The 17,046-nt window shown below is 63.1% G+C and carries 19 protein-coding genes; all 19 read left to right on the top strand.

The window, feature by feature from the left end; translation table 11 throughout:
• Positions 1-186 precede the first annotated feature (186 nt).
• On the top strand, positions 187-1,434 hold the full coding sequence (locus HY737_03690; GenBank protein ID MBI4597485.1) for a DNA helicase UvrD: 1,248 nt from the start codon (positions 187-189) through the stop codon (positions 1,432-1,434).
• 52 nt (positions 1,435-1,486) lie between these two features.
• Entirely contained in the window at positions 1,487-4,774 is a 3,288-nt protein-coding gene (gene carB, locus HY737_03685) for a carbamoyl-phosphate synthase large subunit (GenBank protein ID MBI4597484.1), read from the top strand.
• The gene (locus HY737_03680) at positions 4,774-5,130 is read left to right on the top strand and encodes a PilZ domain-containing protein (protein MBI4597483.1); all 357 of its coding nucleotides are present in this window, start codon (positions 4,774-4,776) and stop codon (positions 5,128-5,130) included. Before carB ends, HY737_03680 begins: the two co-directional genes overlap by 1 nt.
• A 9-nt stretch (positions 5,131-5,139) precedes the next feature.
• Positions 5,140-5,499: a PilZ domain-containing protein gene (locus tag HY737_03675; GenBank protein MBI4597482.1), complete on the top strand. Its 360-nt coding sequence runs from the start codon at positions 5,140-5,142 to the stop codon at positions 5,497-5,499.
• A 14-nt stretch (positions 5,500-5,513) separates the two neighbouring features.
• On the top strand, positions 5,514-6,491 hold the full coding sequence (locus HY737_03670; GenBank protein MBI4597481.1) for a dihydroorotate dehydrogenase: 978 nt from the start codon (positions 5,514-5,516) through the stop codon (positions 6,489-6,491).
• A gap of 58 nt (positions 6,492-6,549) precedes the next feature.
• Entirely contained in the window at positions 6,550-7,248 is a 699-nt protein-coding gene (gene pyrF, locus HY737_03665; GenBank protein ID MBI4597480.1) for an orotidine-5'-phosphate decarboxylase, read from the top strand.
• Positions 7,242-7,832, top strand: a complete 591-nt coding sequence (locus tag HY737_03660) for an orotate phosphoribosyltransferase (protein MBI4597479.1) — start codon at positions 7,242-7,244, stop codon at positions 7,830-7,832. The genes pyrF and HY737_03660 overlap by 7 nt, the downstream gene beginning before the upstream one ends.
• A gap of 30 nt (positions 7,833-7,862) precedes the next feature.
• Positions 7,863-8,363: an NADH-quinone oxidoreductase subunit J gene (locus HY737_03655; protein MBI4597478.1), complete on the top strand. Its 501-nt coding sequence runs from the start codon at positions 7,863-7,865 to the stop codon at positions 8,361-8,363.
• Positions 8,360-8,653: an NADH-quinone oxidoreductase subunit NuoK gene (nuoK, locus tag HY737_03650; GenBank protein MBI4597477.1), complete on the top strand. Its 294-nt coding sequence runs from the start codon at positions 8,360-8,362 to the stop codon at positions 8,651-8,653. The genes HY737_03655 and nuoK overlap by 4 nt, the downstream gene beginning before the upstream one ends.
• Complete coding sequence (nuoL, locus tag HY737_03645; GenBank protein MBI4597476.1) at positions 8,650-10,545, top strand: NADH-quinone oxidoreductase subunit L; 1,896 nt, start codon at positions 8,650-8,652, stop codon at positions 10,543-10,545. Before nuoK ends, nuoL begins: the two co-directional genes overlap by 4 nt.
• 17 nt (positions 10,546-10,562) lie before the next feature.
• Positions 10,563-12,017: an NADH-quinone oxidoreductase subunit M gene (locus HY737_03640; GenBank protein MBI4597475.1), complete on the top strand. Its 1,455-nt coding sequence runs from the start codon at positions 10,563-10,565 to the stop codon at positions 12,015-12,017.
• 41 nt (positions 12,018-12,058) lie between these two features.
• The gene (locus tag HY737_03635; GenBank protein ID MBI4597474.1) at positions 12,059-13,498 is read left to right on the top strand and encodes an NADH-quinone oxidoreductase subunit N; all 1,440 of its coding nucleotides are present in this window, start codon (positions 12,059-12,061) and stop codon (positions 13,496-13,498) included.
• Complete coding sequence (locus HY737_03630; protein ID MBI4597473.1) at positions 13,498-13,728, top strand: AtpZ/AtpI family protein; 231 nt, start codon at positions 13,498-13,500, stop codon at positions 13,726-13,728. The genes HY737_03635 and HY737_03630 overlap by 1 nt, the downstream gene beginning before the upstream one ends.
• 7 nt (positions 13,729-13,735) lie before the next feature.
• Positions 13,736-14,041 carry a hypothetical protein gene (locus tag HY737_03625; protein ID MBI4597472.1) on the top strand — a complete coding sequence of 102 codons (306 nt, stop codon included), beginning with the start codon at positions 13,736-13,738 and terminating at the stop codon, positions 14,039-14,041.
• Positions 14,031-14,903: a F0F1 ATP synthase subunit A gene (locus HY737_03620; protein ID MBI4597471.1), complete on the top strand. Its 873-nt coding sequence runs from the start codon at positions 14,031-14,033 to the stop codon at positions 14,901-14,903. The genes HY737_03625 and HY737_03620 overlap by 11 nt, the downstream gene beginning before the upstream one ends.
• A gap of 9 nt (positions 14,904-14,912) precedes the next feature.
• Complete coding sequence (gene atpE / locus HY737_03615; GenBank protein MBI4597470.1) at positions 14,913-15,152, top strand: ATP synthase F0 subunit C; 240 nt, start codon at positions 14,913-14,915, stop codon at positions 15,150-15,152.
• A 2-nt stretch (positions 15,153-15,154) separates the two neighbouring features.
• Positions 15,155-15,661, top strand: coding sequence for a F0F1 ATP synthase subunit B (atpF, locus tag HY737_03610; GenBank protein MBI4597469.1), 507 nt, complete (start codon positions 15,155-15,157; stop codon positions 15,659-15,661).
• A gap of 3 nt (positions 15,662-15,664) precedes the next feature.
• Positions 15,665-16,213: an ATP synthase F1 subunit delta gene (atpH, locus tag HY737_03605; GenBank protein MBI4597468.1), complete on the top strand. Its 549-nt coding sequence runs from the start codon at positions 15,665-15,667 to the stop codon at positions 16,211-16,213.
• 3 nt (positions 16,214-16,216) lie between these two features.
• Positions 16,217-17,046: F0F1 ATP synthase subunit alpha (locus HY737_03600; protein ID MBI4597467.1), on the top strand; the 830-nt coding region annotated here is incomplete at its 3' end.

The following is a 17,046-nucleotide window of genomic DNA, read 5'->3' as shown; positions in this document are numbered from 1 at the left end:
GCTCGCTCAGTGCTCGCTCCGGGCGCTCGCCTTGCAGCGAAGCGGCCACCAACTCCGCGCCCGGCTGGGGCGCGATCGAACAGGTGGCCGCAGCTTGACAGCATTCGCTGCCGGCTCGCTGAGCTCGCACATCCGCTCGCTGGGCTGGCCGGGGGCTCGAGAATCGCGAGACGAGTTAAATAGCTAATGGCCAGATTTGTTGCTGACTTTCATATTCACTCCAGGTACAGCCGGGCGTGCTCAAAAGATTTGAGCGTGCCTGAGCTGGCGAAGTGGGCGAAGATCAAGGGCATCGGCGTCTTAGGCACCGGAGATTTTACCCACCCGCAGTGGCTGGAGGAGCTGAAAGACGGGCTGCGCGAAACCGGCCGAGGGCTCTACGAGCATGGCGCGACACAGTTTCTGCTGTCAGCCGAGGTCAATACGCTCTTTTACAAGGCGGGCAAGGCGCACCAGATTCATCACGTGATCCTCGCCCCCAGCATCGCGTCGGTTGAGCGCATCAATCAGGAGCTGGAAGCGTTCGGCAGCCTGAGCATCGACGGACGGCCAACGCTGCGGATGGAGGCGTGGCGATTGGTTGAGGTGGTGCTGGGCATTGAGCCGCGCTGCCTGATCGTGCCGGCGCATGCGTGGACCCCGTGGTTTTCGATCTTTGGCTCCACCTCAGGGTTCGACACGGTCGAAGAGTGCTTTGAGCATCAGGCCGAAAACATCTTTGCGCTGGAGACCGGGCTCTCATCTGATCCGGCGATGAATTGGCGGCTCTCGACGCTGGATCGCTACACGCTGCTGTCGAATTCTGATTCGCATTCGGCCCGACGCATCGGTCGCGAGGCCAACGTGTTTGATTGCGAGCTGACGTATGATGCGATCATTGGCGCGATCAAGGCCAAGAACCCCAAGCAGTTTCTCTCGACACTTGAATTCTTCCCAGAAGAGGGCAAGTACCATTTTGATGGGCACCGGGTATGCAAGATTCGGTGGGCCCCGGCTGAGTCCAGGCGGCACGGGCTGCGCTGCACCGTCTGCGGCAAGAAAATCATCGTCGGCGTGATGCACCGGGTGGATGATTTGGCGGACCGGCCGGAAGGGGCCAGGCCGGCCAACGCGATTCCATTTCGAAATATCGTGCCGCTGGATGAAATTATTGCCGAAGCCCTCGAAGTGGGTGTCGGTACCCAGGCGGTGGATCGGGAATACCAGAAGATCATTTATACATGCGGCACCGAGCTGCGCGCGGTCCTCGAAGCGCCTGAAGAAGAGCTGCGCAAGGCGACCACGCCGAAGATCGCCGACGGCATTCTGCGCATGCGCGCCGGCGACATCACCGTGGAGCCAGGCTTCGACGGCGAGTACGGCAAAGTGCGGATCTTTGGTGGGGAAGAGGCGCCGGTGCAGCCCGCGAGCGAGCAACAGTTAACACTCTTCTAACAAGGCGATATCAGATATCGTGCGGTTGCACGATATCTGATATCTTGACGCGATGCCGAAGCGGACGGATATCAAAAAAATCCTGATCATCGGCTCAGGGCCGATTGTGATTTCGCAAGCGTGCGAGTTTGATTACTCTGGCACCCAGGCCTGCAAGGCGCTGCGGGAGGAAGGCTACACCGTCGTGCTGATCAACTCGAATCCGGCGACGATCATGACCGATCCGGAGATGGCCGACCGCACGTACATTGAGCCGATTACCGCGGACATGATCGAAAAAATCATCGACGCGGAGCGGCCAGAGGCCCTCCTGCCAACCTTGGGGGGCCAAACCGCGCTGAATGTGACGGTGCAACTGGCCGAACGCGGCACGTTGGAGAAATTCCACGTGGAATTGATCGGGGCTTCGATTGAGGCCATCAAGCGCGCCGAGGATCGGGGGCTCTTCAAGAAAACGATCGAGGCTGTCGGCTTGGAAATCCCGCGCGCCGGCTACGCGCATACGCTCGAAGAAGCCCGCGCCATTTTGGACACTATCGGATTTCCCTGTGTGATTCGTCCCAGCTTCACCTTGGGCGGCACCGGCGGCGGAGTGGCCTACAACACCCAGGAATTTGAGCGGATCATCAAGCTCGGGCTTGAGCTGTCGATGATCCACGAAGTCTCCGTGGAAGAGTCGGTGCTGGGATGGAAGGAATTTGAACTCGAAGTCATGCGGGATCGCGCCGATAACGTCGTCATCGTCTGTTCGATCGAGAACTTCGACCCGATGGGCGTGCATACCGGCGATTCGATCACCGTGGCCCCGGCGCAAACGCTGACCGACCGCGAATACCAACAGATGCGCGATGCGGCCATCTCGGTGATCCGCGCCATCGGGGTCGAGACCGGCGGCTCCAACATCCAATTTGCCGTGCACCCCGAATCCGGCCGACTGCTCGTGATCGAGATGAATCCGCGCGTCTCGCGCTCTTCCGCCCTCGCCTCGAAAGCCACCGGATTTCCGATTGCGAAAATCGCCGCGAAGCTCGCCGTCGGCTACACGCTGGATGAGCTCGCCAATGACATCACCAAGCAAACCCCGGCCTGTTTTGAGCCGACGATCGACTATGTCGTGATCAAGGTGCCGCGGTTCGCGTTTGAAAAATTCCCTGGCGCCGATCCTGCGCTGACGATTCAAATGAAGTCGGTCGGGGAAACTATGGCGATCGGCCGGACGTTTACCGAGGCCCTGCAGAAGGCCCTGCGGGGCTTGGAAATCCGCAAGGATGGTTGGGAAACGTTTGGTCAGCCATCCGCCGATGTGCTGCGCCAGAAACTGGCGGTGGCCTCGGCGGAGCGGATCTTCTTGCTGAAGGATGCGCTGCTGGCCGGGCTGTCCATTGAGGAGATCTTCCAGCTTACGAAGATCGACCGATGGTTTTTGCGGCAGCTCTCGCATCTCCTCGAAGAGGAGGAAGTGCTCAAGGGGGCTGCGGCCCAGATGCAGGCATGCAAGGAGGCCACGGCGAACAGCGCTGTCGCCGCAAGCGGCGCCGAATGGCTGCGGCGGGCCAAGCAGCGCGGCTTCAGCGATCGCCAGCTCGCGAAACTCTGGACGCTTGATGAGGCGACCATCAGGGCGTGGCGGGCGGCGTGGAACATCCAGCCGACCTATTATCTCGTCGACACCTGCGCCGCAGAGTTTGAGGCGAAGACGCCGTATTATTACTCCACGTATGAACAGCCGGTGCTGCAACTCGGGGAGCGCAGCACACAGCACACAGCACACAGCACACAGAAAAAGCGGAAGGTGATGGTTTTGGGTGGGGGTCCGAATCGGATTGGGCAGGGCATCGAGTTTGATTACTGCTGCGTGCACGCGGCGTTTGCGCTGCGGGAGCTGGGGATTGAAGTGATCATGGTCAACTCGAATCCTGAAACCGTCTCGACGGACTACGACACGTCGGATAAATTGTATTTTGAGCCGGTGACCTTGGAAGACGTCCTGAATATCGTGCGCCGCGAACAGCCGGAAGGCGTCATCGTCCAATTCGGCGGCCAAACGCCGCTGAATCTCACCCTCGAACTGGCGGGTGCCGGCGTGCCCATCCTCGGCACCGCGCCCCAGACCATCGACATCGCCGAGGATCGGGAGAAATTCAAGCGGCTGCTCGATGAGCTCGGCGTGCGGCAGCCGCCGAGCGGCACTGCGCTCACCCTCGAAGAGGCCAAGCTCACTGCGCATGCGATTGGGTATCCGTGCCTGGTGCGCCCCTCCTACGTGCTGGGGGGGCGCGCCATGGAAATCGTGTACGACGATGATCAGCTGAAGACCTTTGCGCAGAAAGCGTTTGACGTCTCGCCAGGATTGCCGGTGTTGATCGATAAGTTCTTGGAAGACGCGCTGGAGGTTGATGTGGATGTGGTGGGCGATGGGGAACGCTGCGTCATCGGGGGGGTTTTGGAGCATATCGAGGAGGCGGGCATCCACTCCGGGGATTCAGCGATGGTGCTGCCCCCCCACACGCTGCACGACGACACCCTGGCCGAGATCCGCCAGGCGGCGCAGAAGCTGGCGAAGGCCCTGAAGGTCGTCGGGCTGATGAACGTGCAATTCGCCGTCAAGGACGATCTCGTGTACATCTTGGAAGTCAACCCGCGCGCCTCGCGGACCGTGCCGTTTATCTCCAAAGCGGTCGGGCTGCCGCTGGCCAAGATCGCCACGCGCGCGATGGTCGGGATCAGCCTCGCCGCCCAAGGGGTGACGGAGGAAATCACGCCGTCGTTTACCGCGGTGAAAGAATCCGTCTTTCCGTTCTCGCGGTTTGCCGGTGTCGACATCATCCTCGGGCCCGAGATGCGCTCCACCGGAGAGGTCATGGGCATTGACGAGGATTTCGGCCGGGCATTTCTCAAATCCCAGATTGCGGCCGGGCAGCTGCTGCCGAAAACCGGCACCGTGTTCATCAGCGTGAAGAACCGCGACAAGCGGTCGGTCGCCTTGATCGCCCAGCGGCTCGAGGAGATGGGCTTTCAGCTGATCGCCACGCGCGGGACGATGAAAGCCCTGCAGCGCTACGGGCTGCATGCCACGCTCGTCAATAAGATCCATGAGGGGCGGCCCAACATCCTCGATGCGCTCAAGAGCGGCCGCATCCAGCTCGTGATTAACACGCCATCGGGCCGCCTGCCGCGGGCGGATGAAGTGCAGATCCGCTCGGCGGCCGCCATGCTCGGCATCCCGTGCATCACGACGATTTCCGGAGCTCAAGCCTCGGTCAACGGCATTGCGGTGCTCATCAAGCATCAGTTGGCGGTCACCCCGATTCAACGGTACCACGAACTGCTCAAGGGCTAATGGTCGAGACGGAACGGCGAGGAGGCGCGCGCGCACCTCGCGCGTTTCTCGTACGGCACCGCGCCCCGGATGCGGGAGGCGGCTCCTGGCTGGTCTCGCCGCTGCGGGATCTGAGTGTCGGGGGTGCGCGGTTCATGACGGAGTCGCTGCTGCTGAAGGCCGGCGATCCGCTGGAGCTGCAGCTGGTCCTTCCGACCGTGGCACACCCGCTGCGCCTTCCCGCGAAAGTGGTGTGGGCGCGGGCGGGCCGCATCGCATCGATTATGGAGCTCGGCGTGGCGTTTGAGTTTCCCGATGAGGCCAGCCAGGCCGCGGTTGCGCGCGCCACGGGGGTGTTTCAGCAGCGCGGGCGCTGAGGGATAAGGATGACGGCCGAAGCGAGAAAATTTGAGCGGGCCCCGATTCCGCTGGATGCCCAGTACCGCCGGCTCAGCGAGATAGGTCCCTGGCAGCCCACCCGCGTCATCGATGTCAGCGCGATGGGGATGCGATGTCAGGTGCAGGAGCAAGTGGAAGTCGAGGAGACGATCCAACTGAAGCTCCAGTTGCCGACCACGCAGGAGTCGTTGGAAGTCTCTGGCGTGGTTCGGCGGCAACAGACCGAGGGTGGCGCGATGACGATCGGAGTTGAATTCATCGACTTGACCCCTGGGCAGCAGGCGGCCATCGATGCGATGGTCCAATTTCTCGGCAAGCGTTATCCGCCGACCTCCTTTACGCCGTAGCGCCATTACCCCGCATGCCGATTCCTCCCCTTCGCGTGACCATCGGAACCCTGGTGCTGCCCAACCCGGTGCTGGCGGCGGCCGGCACGTTCGGCTATGGGGTAGAATTTGCCCGCGCGGCGCAGCTCGCACGACTCGGCGGACTGATCACGAAGACCCTCACGCGCCTGCCGCGCGAGGGCCATCCGCCGCCGCGCCTGGTCGAAACCCCCTCCGGCATGCTGAACGCGGTGGGACTGCAGAACATCGGGCTGGCCGCGTTCCTCGAGGAGAAACTCCCGCCGCTGCGCGCCATCGACGTGCCGCTGATTGTTAGCATCCTCGGCGAGTCGCCCGAGGAGGCCGCCGAATTGACGCGCCAGCTCGATCGCGCAGACGGGGTCGACGCCATCGAACTGAATCTGTCGTGTCCCAATGTTCACCATCGGCACACAGCACACAGCACACAGCACACAGAGGACCGCCAGTGGGTGGCGATGGTGGCGCAGGACGCGCAATTGTCGGCGCAATTCGTTCACGCCGCTCGCCAGGCCACGAAGAAACCGATCATCGCCAAACTCAGCCCTGATGTGACGGATCTGCGGCCCATCGCCCAGGCCGCCGAAGCCGCCGGCGCGGATGCGCTGACCCTCAGCAACACGTACGTCGGCATGAGCCTTGATCCGGCAACACGGCGCTCCCGCCTGAGCACCCTGACGGGCGGGTTGAGCGGGCCGGCGATTCGCCCCCTGAGCCTGTATCGCGTGTGGTATACTGCGGCTTCCATCCGCGTGCCGATCATCGGCTTGGGTGGGATTGCGCGCGCCGAAGACGCCATCGAGTATCTTCTCGCCGGAGCTTCGGCCGTCGCCGTCGGGACCGCCAATTTCGCCAATCCGCGCGCCGCCATCGGCGTGGTGCGCGGCATCGAACACTATATGCATCGGCATCGGTTGAATTCGCTGAAAGAGCTTCGCGGCACCCATATCCCAAAGGCGACCGAGGACGCATGACGCACGACCCACGACCGAACGCCATGCGTCGTCATGTGTCGTGGGTCGCCGTGCTGTGATGTCTGAAAAGCTGATTATCGCCCTCGATGTCACGACGCTGCGGGAAGCGCTCGCGCTGGCACGGCAGTTGCGCGGCGTGATCACGACCGTCAAAGTGGGGAGCGCGCTGTTTACGGCTGAAGGGCCGCAAGCCATCGTCCGGTTGCGCCGGCTGGGATTTGAGGTGATGCTGGACCTGAAATTTTTTGATATTCCCTCGACGGTCGAGCTCAGTTGCCGGGCCGCGGTGCGCCACCGGGCGCGCCTGATCACGATCCACGCCAGCGGCGATCCCGCGATGTTGAGCGCGGCGGTGCGCGGCATCCATGCGGAGGCCCGCCGACGGCGGATCGCGCGGCCACAGCTCTTGGGTGTTACGGTGCTCACCAGTGTTCGCCGCAGCACGTCTTCCTCGATCAAACGGCGCGTCATGCGCCTCGCCGCGACCGCGGTCGCGGCGGGCTGCGATGGGGTCGTCGCGTCAGCCCAGGAGGCCGCGTTGTTGCGCGCCCGATTCGGCCGACGGTTGAAAATCGCCTGTCCGGGCATCCGTCCACGCTCAGCGTCACGCGGCGATCAGCAGCGGGTCATGTCGCCGTCGGAGGCCTTAGCCGCCGGAGCCGATTGGCTCATTGTCGGCCGGCCGATCACCGGCGCGGCGAATCCGCGGCGCGCTGCGGTGCAGCTACTGCAAGCCATGGAGGAGAACGCATGTTAACGCGCGACCAACTCTTAGAGATGTTCCGCCGGAGCAATGCCCTTCAGCGAGGGCATTTCGAGCTCTCTTCCGGGCTGCATAGCGGGCACTATTTCCAGTGCGCCCAAGTGCTGCAGTTTCCGAAACAGGCGACGGCGATTTGCCACGAGTTAGCCCGGCGGTTTACACCCGCCAAGCCGACCGTCGTCATCGGCCCGGCCGTCGGAGGGCTCATCGTCGCATTTGAAACGGCCCGCGTGCTGGGCGTGCGCGCGATGTACGCGGAGCGCGTGGATGCCGAAATGCAGCTGCGCCGAGGATTCACCGTCTCCAAGAAAGACCGCGTGCTCATCGTGGAAGACGCCATGACGACCGGCGAATCAGGGCGAAAAGTTGCCGATCTCGTCTCCGGCTTCGGGGCGAAAGTGGTGGGCATCGGCACGGTCGTCGATCGCTCCGGCGGCAAGGTCAGGTTTCCCGGCCGCAAGTTCATTCGGCTGCTGTCGCTGGCGTTTGAAACGTTTCCGCCGCACGACTGCCCCTTATGCAGCGAGCAAATTCCGGTGAGCCGCCCCGGTCGTGTCATCACCAAGGCCGTGGTATAATCCCACCGCCTGCTGGAATACCACGCTTCTATGATGCTTTGCGGATTGCTGAGCGTTGTCATTATCATCAGCGCGTTATGGGTGGTGACGCTGCGCAACCTGTTCCGCGCCGCCCTCAGCCTCGGGCTCGTCCTGCTGGGCGTGGCCGGGCTCTTCATTCTGCTTGAGGCGGAATTCCTCGCGTTCGTCCAAATCCTCGTCTACGTTGGGGCGATTCTAACCCTCGTGGTGTTCGCCATCATGCTGACGGCGAAGCGGCAGCTGGCGGCGAACGCCCCAGCGAGCCGCCAGCAAGGGCCGGCGGCCGTCGCCGCCGTCGGATGCTTTGCCGCGTTGTGCAGCGCGACCGCCCCCTTGGCCGCGGCCCGTTCCTCAGCGGACGCCGCATCGCTCTCCTCGCTGGGCCAGGGATTGATGACGACGCTCGTCCTGCCGTTTGAGATCGTCTCCCTGGTGCTTGTGGCCGCGATGGTGGGCGCGATCGCCGTCGCGGCTCCGCGGAACGCAGTGTTTCGAGACCGCGAGCCATGAGCGGCCTGCTGATCCTCAGCCACGCGCTCTTCTGCATCGGCTTGTATGGGATGCTCACGCGCCGGCACGCCGTCGGCTTGCTGCTGGCGGTGGAGCTGATCCTCAACGCCGCCGCGCTGAATTTCGTCCTCTTCGGGCGGCTCTACGGGGAGGCGCAGGGGCAGGCGTTCGCCTTGTTTATCATCGCGCTGGCGGCCTGCGAAGCCGTCGTGGGGCTGGCGATTATCCTGAATGTGTCGCGCACCGCCAAGACCGTTCTCGCGGATCAAGTGGAGCTGCTCAAGGGATGATCGCGTGGATTCCGGGCCTTCCGTTGCTGGCATTTGCCGTCAATATTCTCATTGGGCGGCGGATCGGCCGGCTCAGCGCCTGGGGGGCGGTGGCGGCTCTTTTCGGCGCCTTGGCGTTGACGTGCCACATCGCCCCCAGCGTCTGGCATGGCGAGGCGCTGCGCGTGAGCTGGCCCTGGCTGCCTGGCGGGCCGGCCGGCTTCTGGCAGATGGGCCTGGCCGTCGACGGCTTGAGCCTGCTCATGCTGATCGTCGTCACCTCGATTGCGCCGATGATCGCGGTGTATTCCATAGGCTACATGCGCCATGACCCGCGCTTCTCCCGCTACTTCGCCTACTTTTCGCTGTTCTGCGCCTCCATGCTGATTCTGGTGATGGCCGATCACTTTGTGCTGCTGTACGCCGGCTGGGAACTCGTCGGACTCTGCTCGTACCTCTTGATCAGCTTCTGGTTCGAGAAGCCGGCGGCCGCCGCGGCGGGACGCAAGGCCTTTATCACGACGCGCATCGGCGACACCGGGCTGTTGCTTGGCGTGCTGTGGCTGGCCTGGACTTGGGGCAGCCTGCAGTTTGGCACGCTCGCTGAGGCTGCGACGAAGCTTCCTCCGCACACGTTGACCGCGATGAGCCTCCTCATCTTCTTGGGCGCGGTCGGTAAATCGGCGCAGGTTCCGCTGCACGTCTGGCTGCCGGATGCCATGGAAGGCCCCACCCCGGTCTCGGCGCTGATTCACGCGGCCACCATGGTGGCGGCCGGCGTCTATCTCGTCGCGCGCACGCTGCCGCTGTTTACGCCGCAGAGCCTGTCGATCGTCCTCGCCATCGGACTGCTGACCCATCTGCTTGCCGGCACCGTCGCCCTGACGCAAACCGACATCAAGCGCATTCTGGCGTACTCCACGCTGAGCCAACTTGGATTGATGATGACCGCCCTCGGCTTAGGCGCGGCTGCCGTCGCCATGTTCCATTTGATGACCCATGCGTATTTCAAAGCGCTGCTGTTTCTGGCGGCCGGCAGCGTCATCCATGCGGCGCATACGCAAGAATTAGGCGAGCTCGGCGGGCTGCGGCGCGCCATGCCGATCACGGCTGCGGTTTTTTTCATCGGCGCGCTTTCCATGAGCGGGGTGTTTCCCTTCAGCGGCTTCTGGAGCAAAGACGCCGTCTTGCTTGAAGCTCGGCACGCGCATCCATGGCTGATGTGGGTGTTGATCGCCAGCGCCGTGATGACGACAGGCTACGTCTTCCGACTGTACCTCCGCTGTTTCGAAGGCACCATCGCGCATCACGGCAATCACACGGCTCATGAATCGCCGGGCCTCATGATCATCCCGCTCCTGGTCCTGGCTTGCGGCGCGCTGGGCGCTGGGCTGACCGGTTCGGCCTGGTTCCACCCGTTGTTCCACCTGCTGGGCGTTGAAGAAGCGCACGAAGGCATCGATCCCTGGCTCTTCGTCGGCTCCTTCCTCATGGCGGGGGCTGGGATCTGGTTGGCCTGGATCGTCGGCGTGCAGCGGCGCAATCTCCTGCCCGAGGGCCTGCGGCCCATCGGGCACCGGCTCTACGCGTGGGCGTTTCACAAATATTACGTTGATGAACTCTATGACCGGGCGATCATCCAGCCGTTTCTCTCGCTGGCCCAAGGACTCGCCACGTTCGATCAGCGCGTCATTGACGGCGCGGTCAACGGGGCCGGCCGGCTTGGCGATCGGATCAGCCGGTGGAAGGATGCGTGTGATCGGTTGGTGGTGGATCGGATCGTCAATGGAACGGCCTCAACGATCCGCGCGGCCGGCGTGGCCCTGCGGGCGCTGCAAACCGGCATCATTCAGCACTATCTGTTTGTGGTGGTGGTGGCTGTTGCCGCGCTGTCCTTTGTCTTGCGCCGATAACGAGAGAGGTGGGCTCGATGCTGCTGACGTGGTTGCTGCTGTGCCCGTTGATCGGGATGCTCATCATCCTGTGCCTGCCGAAGTCGTGGGTGTGGGCCATCCGCTGCGTGGCCCTGGTGGCGACAGGATGCGCGCTGCTGCTCGGCGTCATCATGCTGCGGGACTTTCAGCCGAGCGCCATCGGCATTCAATTCCGCGAGCACGCGAGCTGGATTCCGCAGATCAACGCGTTCTACCACGTCGGCATCGACGGCCTCAGCGTGTGGATGGTGTTGCTGACGGCGCTGCTCGGGTTTCTGGCGTGCATGGCCTCATCGTCCATCGCCGAGCGCCACAAAGAATATTTCGCCCTGTATCTGCTGCTCGAAGTCGGCATGCTCGGCACCTTCGTGGCCCTGGATCTCTTTCTCTTTTACGTCTTTTGGGAAATCGTGCTCGTCCCGATGTATTTCTTGATCGGCATCTGGGGCGGCGGTCGGCGGGAGTACTCGGCGTTTAAGTTTTTCGTGTATACGCTGGCGGGCAGCCTCTTCATGCTGCTGGCGATTTTGGCCCTGTACCTGCGCGCCGGCACCTTTGACATGCTGCAGCTGGCCCAGCTGGGCCACACCTTCGATGCGAACTTTGGGCGGCTGGTCTTTCTCGGCCTCTTTCTGGGGTTTGCGATCAAGGTGCCGGTGTTTCCGTTCCACACCTGGCTGCCGGACGCGCACGTGGATGCGCCGACACCCGGCAGCGTCTTGCTGGCCGGGGTGCTGCTGAAAATGGGCGGCTATGGATTTTTCCGGATCAGCTATCCGATCTGCCCTGAGGCCGCGCGCTATTTTGCGTGGGCGATGGCGGGGCTTGGCATGATCAACATCGTCTATGGCGCCTTTGTCGCGATGGCGCAGACGGACTTCAAGCGATTAGTCGCGTACTCCTCGGTGTCGCACATGGGCTTCGTGCTGCTCGGCTTGGCGAGCTTGACCCCGGCGGGGTTCAACGGCGCGATGCTGCAGATGTTCAGTCATGGGCTCTTGACCGGCGGCATGTTCTTGCTCGTCGGCGTGCTGTATGAGCGCACCCATACGCGCGATCTGTCCGCCTTCGGCGGCCTCGGCGCCAGGGTGCCGGTGTATGCGGGGTTTTTGATCTTTTTCTCGCTGGGCTCGCTCGGGTTGCCGGGCTTAAGCGGATTTGTGGCGGAGTTTCTGTCGATGCTAGGAGCCTTTAACGTTTGGCGCTGGCCCACCGTGGTCTCATCGATCGGGATTGTCGTGGCCGCGGCGTATATGCTCAAGGTCATTCGGCAGATTTTGCTCGGGCCGCTGAATGAGCGGTGGAAGGCGCTGACCGACATGACCTGGTGGGAGCGGCTGACCCTGATTCCGCTACTGGTCGTGGTGCTCGCCGTTGGGGTGTATCCGATGTTTGTCCTGCGCCTTCAGGACGCCACCATCCAACAACTGTTGCGTCACATCGACCGCTAGAGCGGTGATTAAGTGATTAGGTGATTAGGTGAGTGAGTGAGATGGGGACGGTATTGCTCAATAGCCTCAATGCGTGGTGGCCGGAGACCATGCTGGGCGCTGGCGCGCTGGTGGTCATGCTGCTGGGTGCGGCGAAGGCCACACGCTTCCTGGTGATGGTCGCGGCGTGGGCCGCGATCCTGGCGGCGGCATGTGCGTTATGGCTTGCCCCGGTGCCGCCGCCCGCCGGGATGTTTTACGGCCTCATCGTCTGCGACCCGTTCAGCCTGACGTTCCGCTGGATCGCGCTGGGCACGATCGCCATCGTGCTGCTGCTGGTGATGGCCTCGCGCGAGACGGAACCGTCGGTGCAGGGCGAGTACGTCGGGCTGCTGCTGCTCATCGGGCTCGGCGTAATACTCATGGCCGAGGCGAATCATCTGCTCATGGCGTATCTGGCGATGGAGCTGGTGAGCCTCAGCTCGTATGTCCTCGTCGGGCTGCTGCAGGAGCCGCGTTCGGCCGAGGCGTCGCTGAAATATCTGCTCTTCGGGGCCCTCTCCTCCGGCATGATGCTCTTTGGCATGTCGCTGCTCTACGGCGCGACCGGCCAGCTGGGATTCCCCGAGCTGCAGCGCGCCGCCGGAGGGACGGCGTTCGCCGCGCAGGGTGCGGTGCTCATCGCCGCCGCCCTCCTGCTCGCCGGCCTGGCCTTTAAAATTTCGATGGTGCCGTTTCACATGTGGACGCCGGATGCGTATGAAGGCGCTCCGGTGCCGGTGGCCGCGCTCCTCTCCGTCGGGCCGAAAGCCGCCGGACTCGCCTTGCTGGTGCGCGTGGTGCAGGTCCTCGGTCCGGTCTGGGGAAACCTTCGGCCGCTGCTGATCGTCTTGACCATCGTGACGATGACGCTGGGGAATCTGGCGGCGCTGACGCAAACCAACGTGAAGCGGCTGCTCGCCTACTCGACGATCGGCCAAGTCGGGTATCTGCTGATCGGGTTCGTCGTCAACTCTTCCATGGGCATCGATGGGCTGCTGTTTTATTTGGTGGCCTATCTGTTCATGAATTTAGGCGCGTTTGCCTGCGTGGTCGCGGTGGAGAATGCGACCCGCAGCGAATCGATCGAGGCGTTTCGAGGCCTTGGGCAGCGATCCCCTGGCCTCGCCCTGGTCTGCGCGCTCTTTCTCCTCTCGCTGGCCGGCATTCCGCCGCTCGCCGGGTTCTTCGGGAAGTTTCTCCTGTTTGGGTCGGCCATCCAAACCCATCACTGGTGGTTGGCGATGGCGGGGATTCTCAATAGCGCGGTGGCACTCTACTATTACGTCAACATCATCCGGCTGATGTACTTTGTCGCCCCGACCACGGCAGCGCCGGTCACGGCGGCAGCGCCTCTGCGCATGGCGGTCGCGTGCTGCGCCTTCGTCACACTCCTCTTCGGTCTTTTGCCCGGACCCCTCCTGGCCCTGCTGCATGCCACGACGGGCATCCATCTGCTATAATGAAAGACTCGAAACCATCCGTGCTGGCTCAGCAAATCGGATTATTGACCGCGATCCCCTTCGTGTTGCTCATTGGTCCGGCCCTTGGGTACGCTGTCGGATCGCTGATGGACGGGTGGTGGCGCAGCAGCCCATGGGGGATGGGCGGAGGTCTTGTGCTGGGATTCGCCGCCAGCGCTCGAACGACGATGCAGCTGATTCGCCGAGCGCGAAATCTTGGGACCAACTAATCGCGTCATGCCGCACACCCTGTGGATGATGCTCGGCGCGCTCCTGGGCGGGGCCTGGAACGCCGCAAGCCTCTGGTGCTTGGTGCAGATGCTTGCCGCATGGCTCGGGCCGCAGCCGTCCCGACGCCGGGTGGTCTGGTGGCTGCTCGTCAAGTTCCCAGCGCTCTATCTGCTCGCCGGCGTGCTGTTGGCGAGCGGGACCGTCTCGCTCCTCGGCTTTTGTATGGGATTTACCCTCGTCCTCATCGCTGGCATCGCCTGGTTTGCGCTGCGCGCCTCGCGCATGAGCCTGGTGCGTTCCGATGGCCGCTGAGCACGCCATCCACGCCGCGCGCGAGGCCATCTCGGCCGCGCATGGATCCTCCAGCATTCCGGAGCTTCCCAACCTCATCACGGCCCTGAGCCATTGGCAGCATCACCCCGCCATCGCGTGGCTGCATCGCTGGGAGAACGTCGTCTTTTCGCTGCTCGTCTCATCGGTGATTTGTCTCATCGCCTGGTGCTTCGCGCGCAAGCCCACCCTCCTGCCGCGCCGCGGGCAAAATATCCTTGAGCTCTTGGCGGACGGCATCGACCAGTTCATCCAGCGCGTGCTCGGCCCCGACGGCCGACGGCATACGCCGTTTATCGGCACCCTGTTCCTCTTTATTTGGATCACCAACCTCTCCGGCTTGCTTCCCGGCATGAAATCCTCGACGGCGAATTTGAGTTTGCCGATTGCGCTCGCACTCGCGGTCTTCGGCTATGTGCAGTGGACGCGCATCCGCGATGTCGGGCTGCTGGCGTATCTGGACCACATGGCCGGATCCCCGCGCATCCCGAAGACGGCGGCGTGGCTGATGCCGATCATGCTGGTCATCACGGCCGCGGTGGCGGTGATTCTCCTCGTGCTCGAAGCGCTCGGCGAGTTCATCAAGCCGGCGAGCCTCTGTTTGCGTTTGACCTTCAATATTTTTGCCGAAGATGTGCTCTTAGCCGTCCTCGTCGGGCTTGGGCTGGCCGCAGGGATTGCGCTGCATTTGCCCATCGGGCTGCCGGTGCAGCTCTTCGCGGTTCCCCTGGTGCTGATTTTCAGCACGGTGCAGGCGCTGGTGTTCAGCCTGCTGGCGACGGTGTACCTCTCGCTGGTGACACCGCATCACGGAGAACACCACTCACACGTCCCAGAAGCGTAAGGAGGAGTCATGCCAACCGAGTATCGGGCAGTGCTGGCGTTAACGGTTCCCTTGGCGTTGGGGTTAGCGGCGGTGGCCTCGGCGTTCGGGCTCGGCCGCGCGGTGTCGGCGGCGTTGGATGCGATTGCGCGCCAGCCGGAAGCGGCCGGGCAGATTCAGACGGCCATGATCATCGGCTGCGCGCTGATTGAAGCGCTGACGATTTACGTGCTCGTCATCGCCTTCGTCCTGCAAGGCAAGATCGGCTAAGCATGCCGGAAGCCCTGCTGCCGGATCTTCAACAGATCCTCTCGCAGCTCATCAGCTTTATCCTGCTGCTGATCATCTTGCGGCGTTTTGCCTGGCGTCCGCTGCTGACGATGCTCGATCGGCGGCGAGCGCACATCGAGGAGAGCTTGCGCCAGGTGGCCCGCAGCAAGGAAGACGTCGCCCGGCTGCAGGCCGACTACGCGCAACGGCTGGCGAAGATCGAGGATGAGGCGCGGCAGAAAATCCAGCAGGCGATTTTGGAAGGCAAGCGCATCTCGCTCGAGATCCAGGAGCAAGCGCGCGAACAGGCGGCCTCCGCCATGACGAAATCCAAGGAGGCCATCGAGCTTGAAGTCGCCAAGGCCAAAGTCCAGCTGCGCGACCATGTCGCCCGCTTGACGATGGACGCCGTCGAGAAAATCCTTCGGCAAAAGGTGGATCCCAAGACCGACCGCCAGCTCGTCGATGCCGTTTTGGATGATTTGGAGCGGGAAGGCTCACACACCTAAGGAATGGCTTTTGACCCGATTGCCGCGCGCTACGCCGAAGCGGTCTTTGCCACCGCCACGGCCGACGGGCTTGTCGATGAGGCGCTGGAACAGCTCACCGCCATCGGCAATCTCATCCAGCAGGAGGCAGGACTCCGCCAGCTCTTGCGCAATCCGGATGTCGATCCCCAGGAGAAGACGGCGGTGCTGCAGCGGCTGCTGGGGGGCGGGTGGTCAGCGCTGATGAATGCCGCGGTCCAGATGATCATCAGCATGGGCCGTGCTGCATATCTGCCGGAGATCGCCGAAGCCTTCGGCGTCTTGGTCGACGGCGCGCGCCGCCGCCTGCGGGTCGTGGTGCGCGCAGCCCATCCGGTGTCGGAGGAAGCCTTGGCTCGCTTGAGAGCGACGCTCGAGCGCCGCGAGCGGAAAACCATCGAACTGCAACCGGAAATCGTCCCCGGACTCATTGGCGGGCTGCAGGTGCAGTTGGGGTATCGCGTCTTTGACGGCTCGATTGCCCGCCAGCTCGTCAACTTGCGAGAACGCCTCACAACCATCCGAGTGAACTAACCGATGGCACGATTACGTCCTGAAGAAGTGTCCTTAGCGCTCAAACAAGAGCTAGAGCGCTATCGCTCGCAGGTGCAGCTCGACTCCGTCGGGCGCGTCATCCAGGTGGGCGATGGCATCGCCCGCATCTATGGGTTGGATGATGCGATGGCCGGCGAGCTGCTGGAATTTCCCGGGCAGACCATCGGGATGGTGTTCAATCTGGAAGAGCATCACGTGGGCGCGGTGATTCTTGGCTCCGACCGGCACATCAAAGACGGCGATGTGGTCAAGCGCACCAATCGCATCGCCTCGGTGCCGGCCGGGCCAGCACTACTCGGGCGCGTCATCGATGCGCTGGGCCGCCCCCTCGATGACAAAGGCCCGATTGTGACCAACACGTTCCGCCCGATTGAGGCGCGGCCGCCGAATGTCATCCAGCGGCAGCCGGTGAAAGAGCCGGTGCAAACCGGTATCAAAGCGATCGATGCGATGATTCCAGTGGGCCGCGGCCAGCGCGAGCTCATCCTCGGTGATCGGCAGATCGGCAAGACCGCGCTGCTGATCGACACGATCCTGAATCAGAAAGGCAAGAACCTCTACTGCGTCTACGTCGCGATCGGCCAGAAACTCTCCAGCGTGGTCGCCGTCGTGGAAACGCTGGAACAAGCCGGGGCGATGGAGTACACCACGGTTGTGGTGGCCTCGGCGGAAGATCCGGCCCCGCTGCAGTATCTGGCCCCCTATGCCGGCTGCGCCATCGGCGAAGAGCTCATGTATGGAGGCAAACACGCGTTGTGCTGCTACGATGATCTCTCAAAACATGCGCAGGCCTATCGGCAGCTGTCGCTGCT

The sequence above is a fragment of the Candidatus Omnitrophota bacterium genome, from assembly GCA_016209275.1.
Taxonomy (GTDB): Bacteria; Omnitrophota; Gorgyraeia; order Aquiviventales; family Aquiviventaceae; genus JACQWM01.
This window is presented reverse-complemented; position numbering and strand designations above follow the sequence as displayed.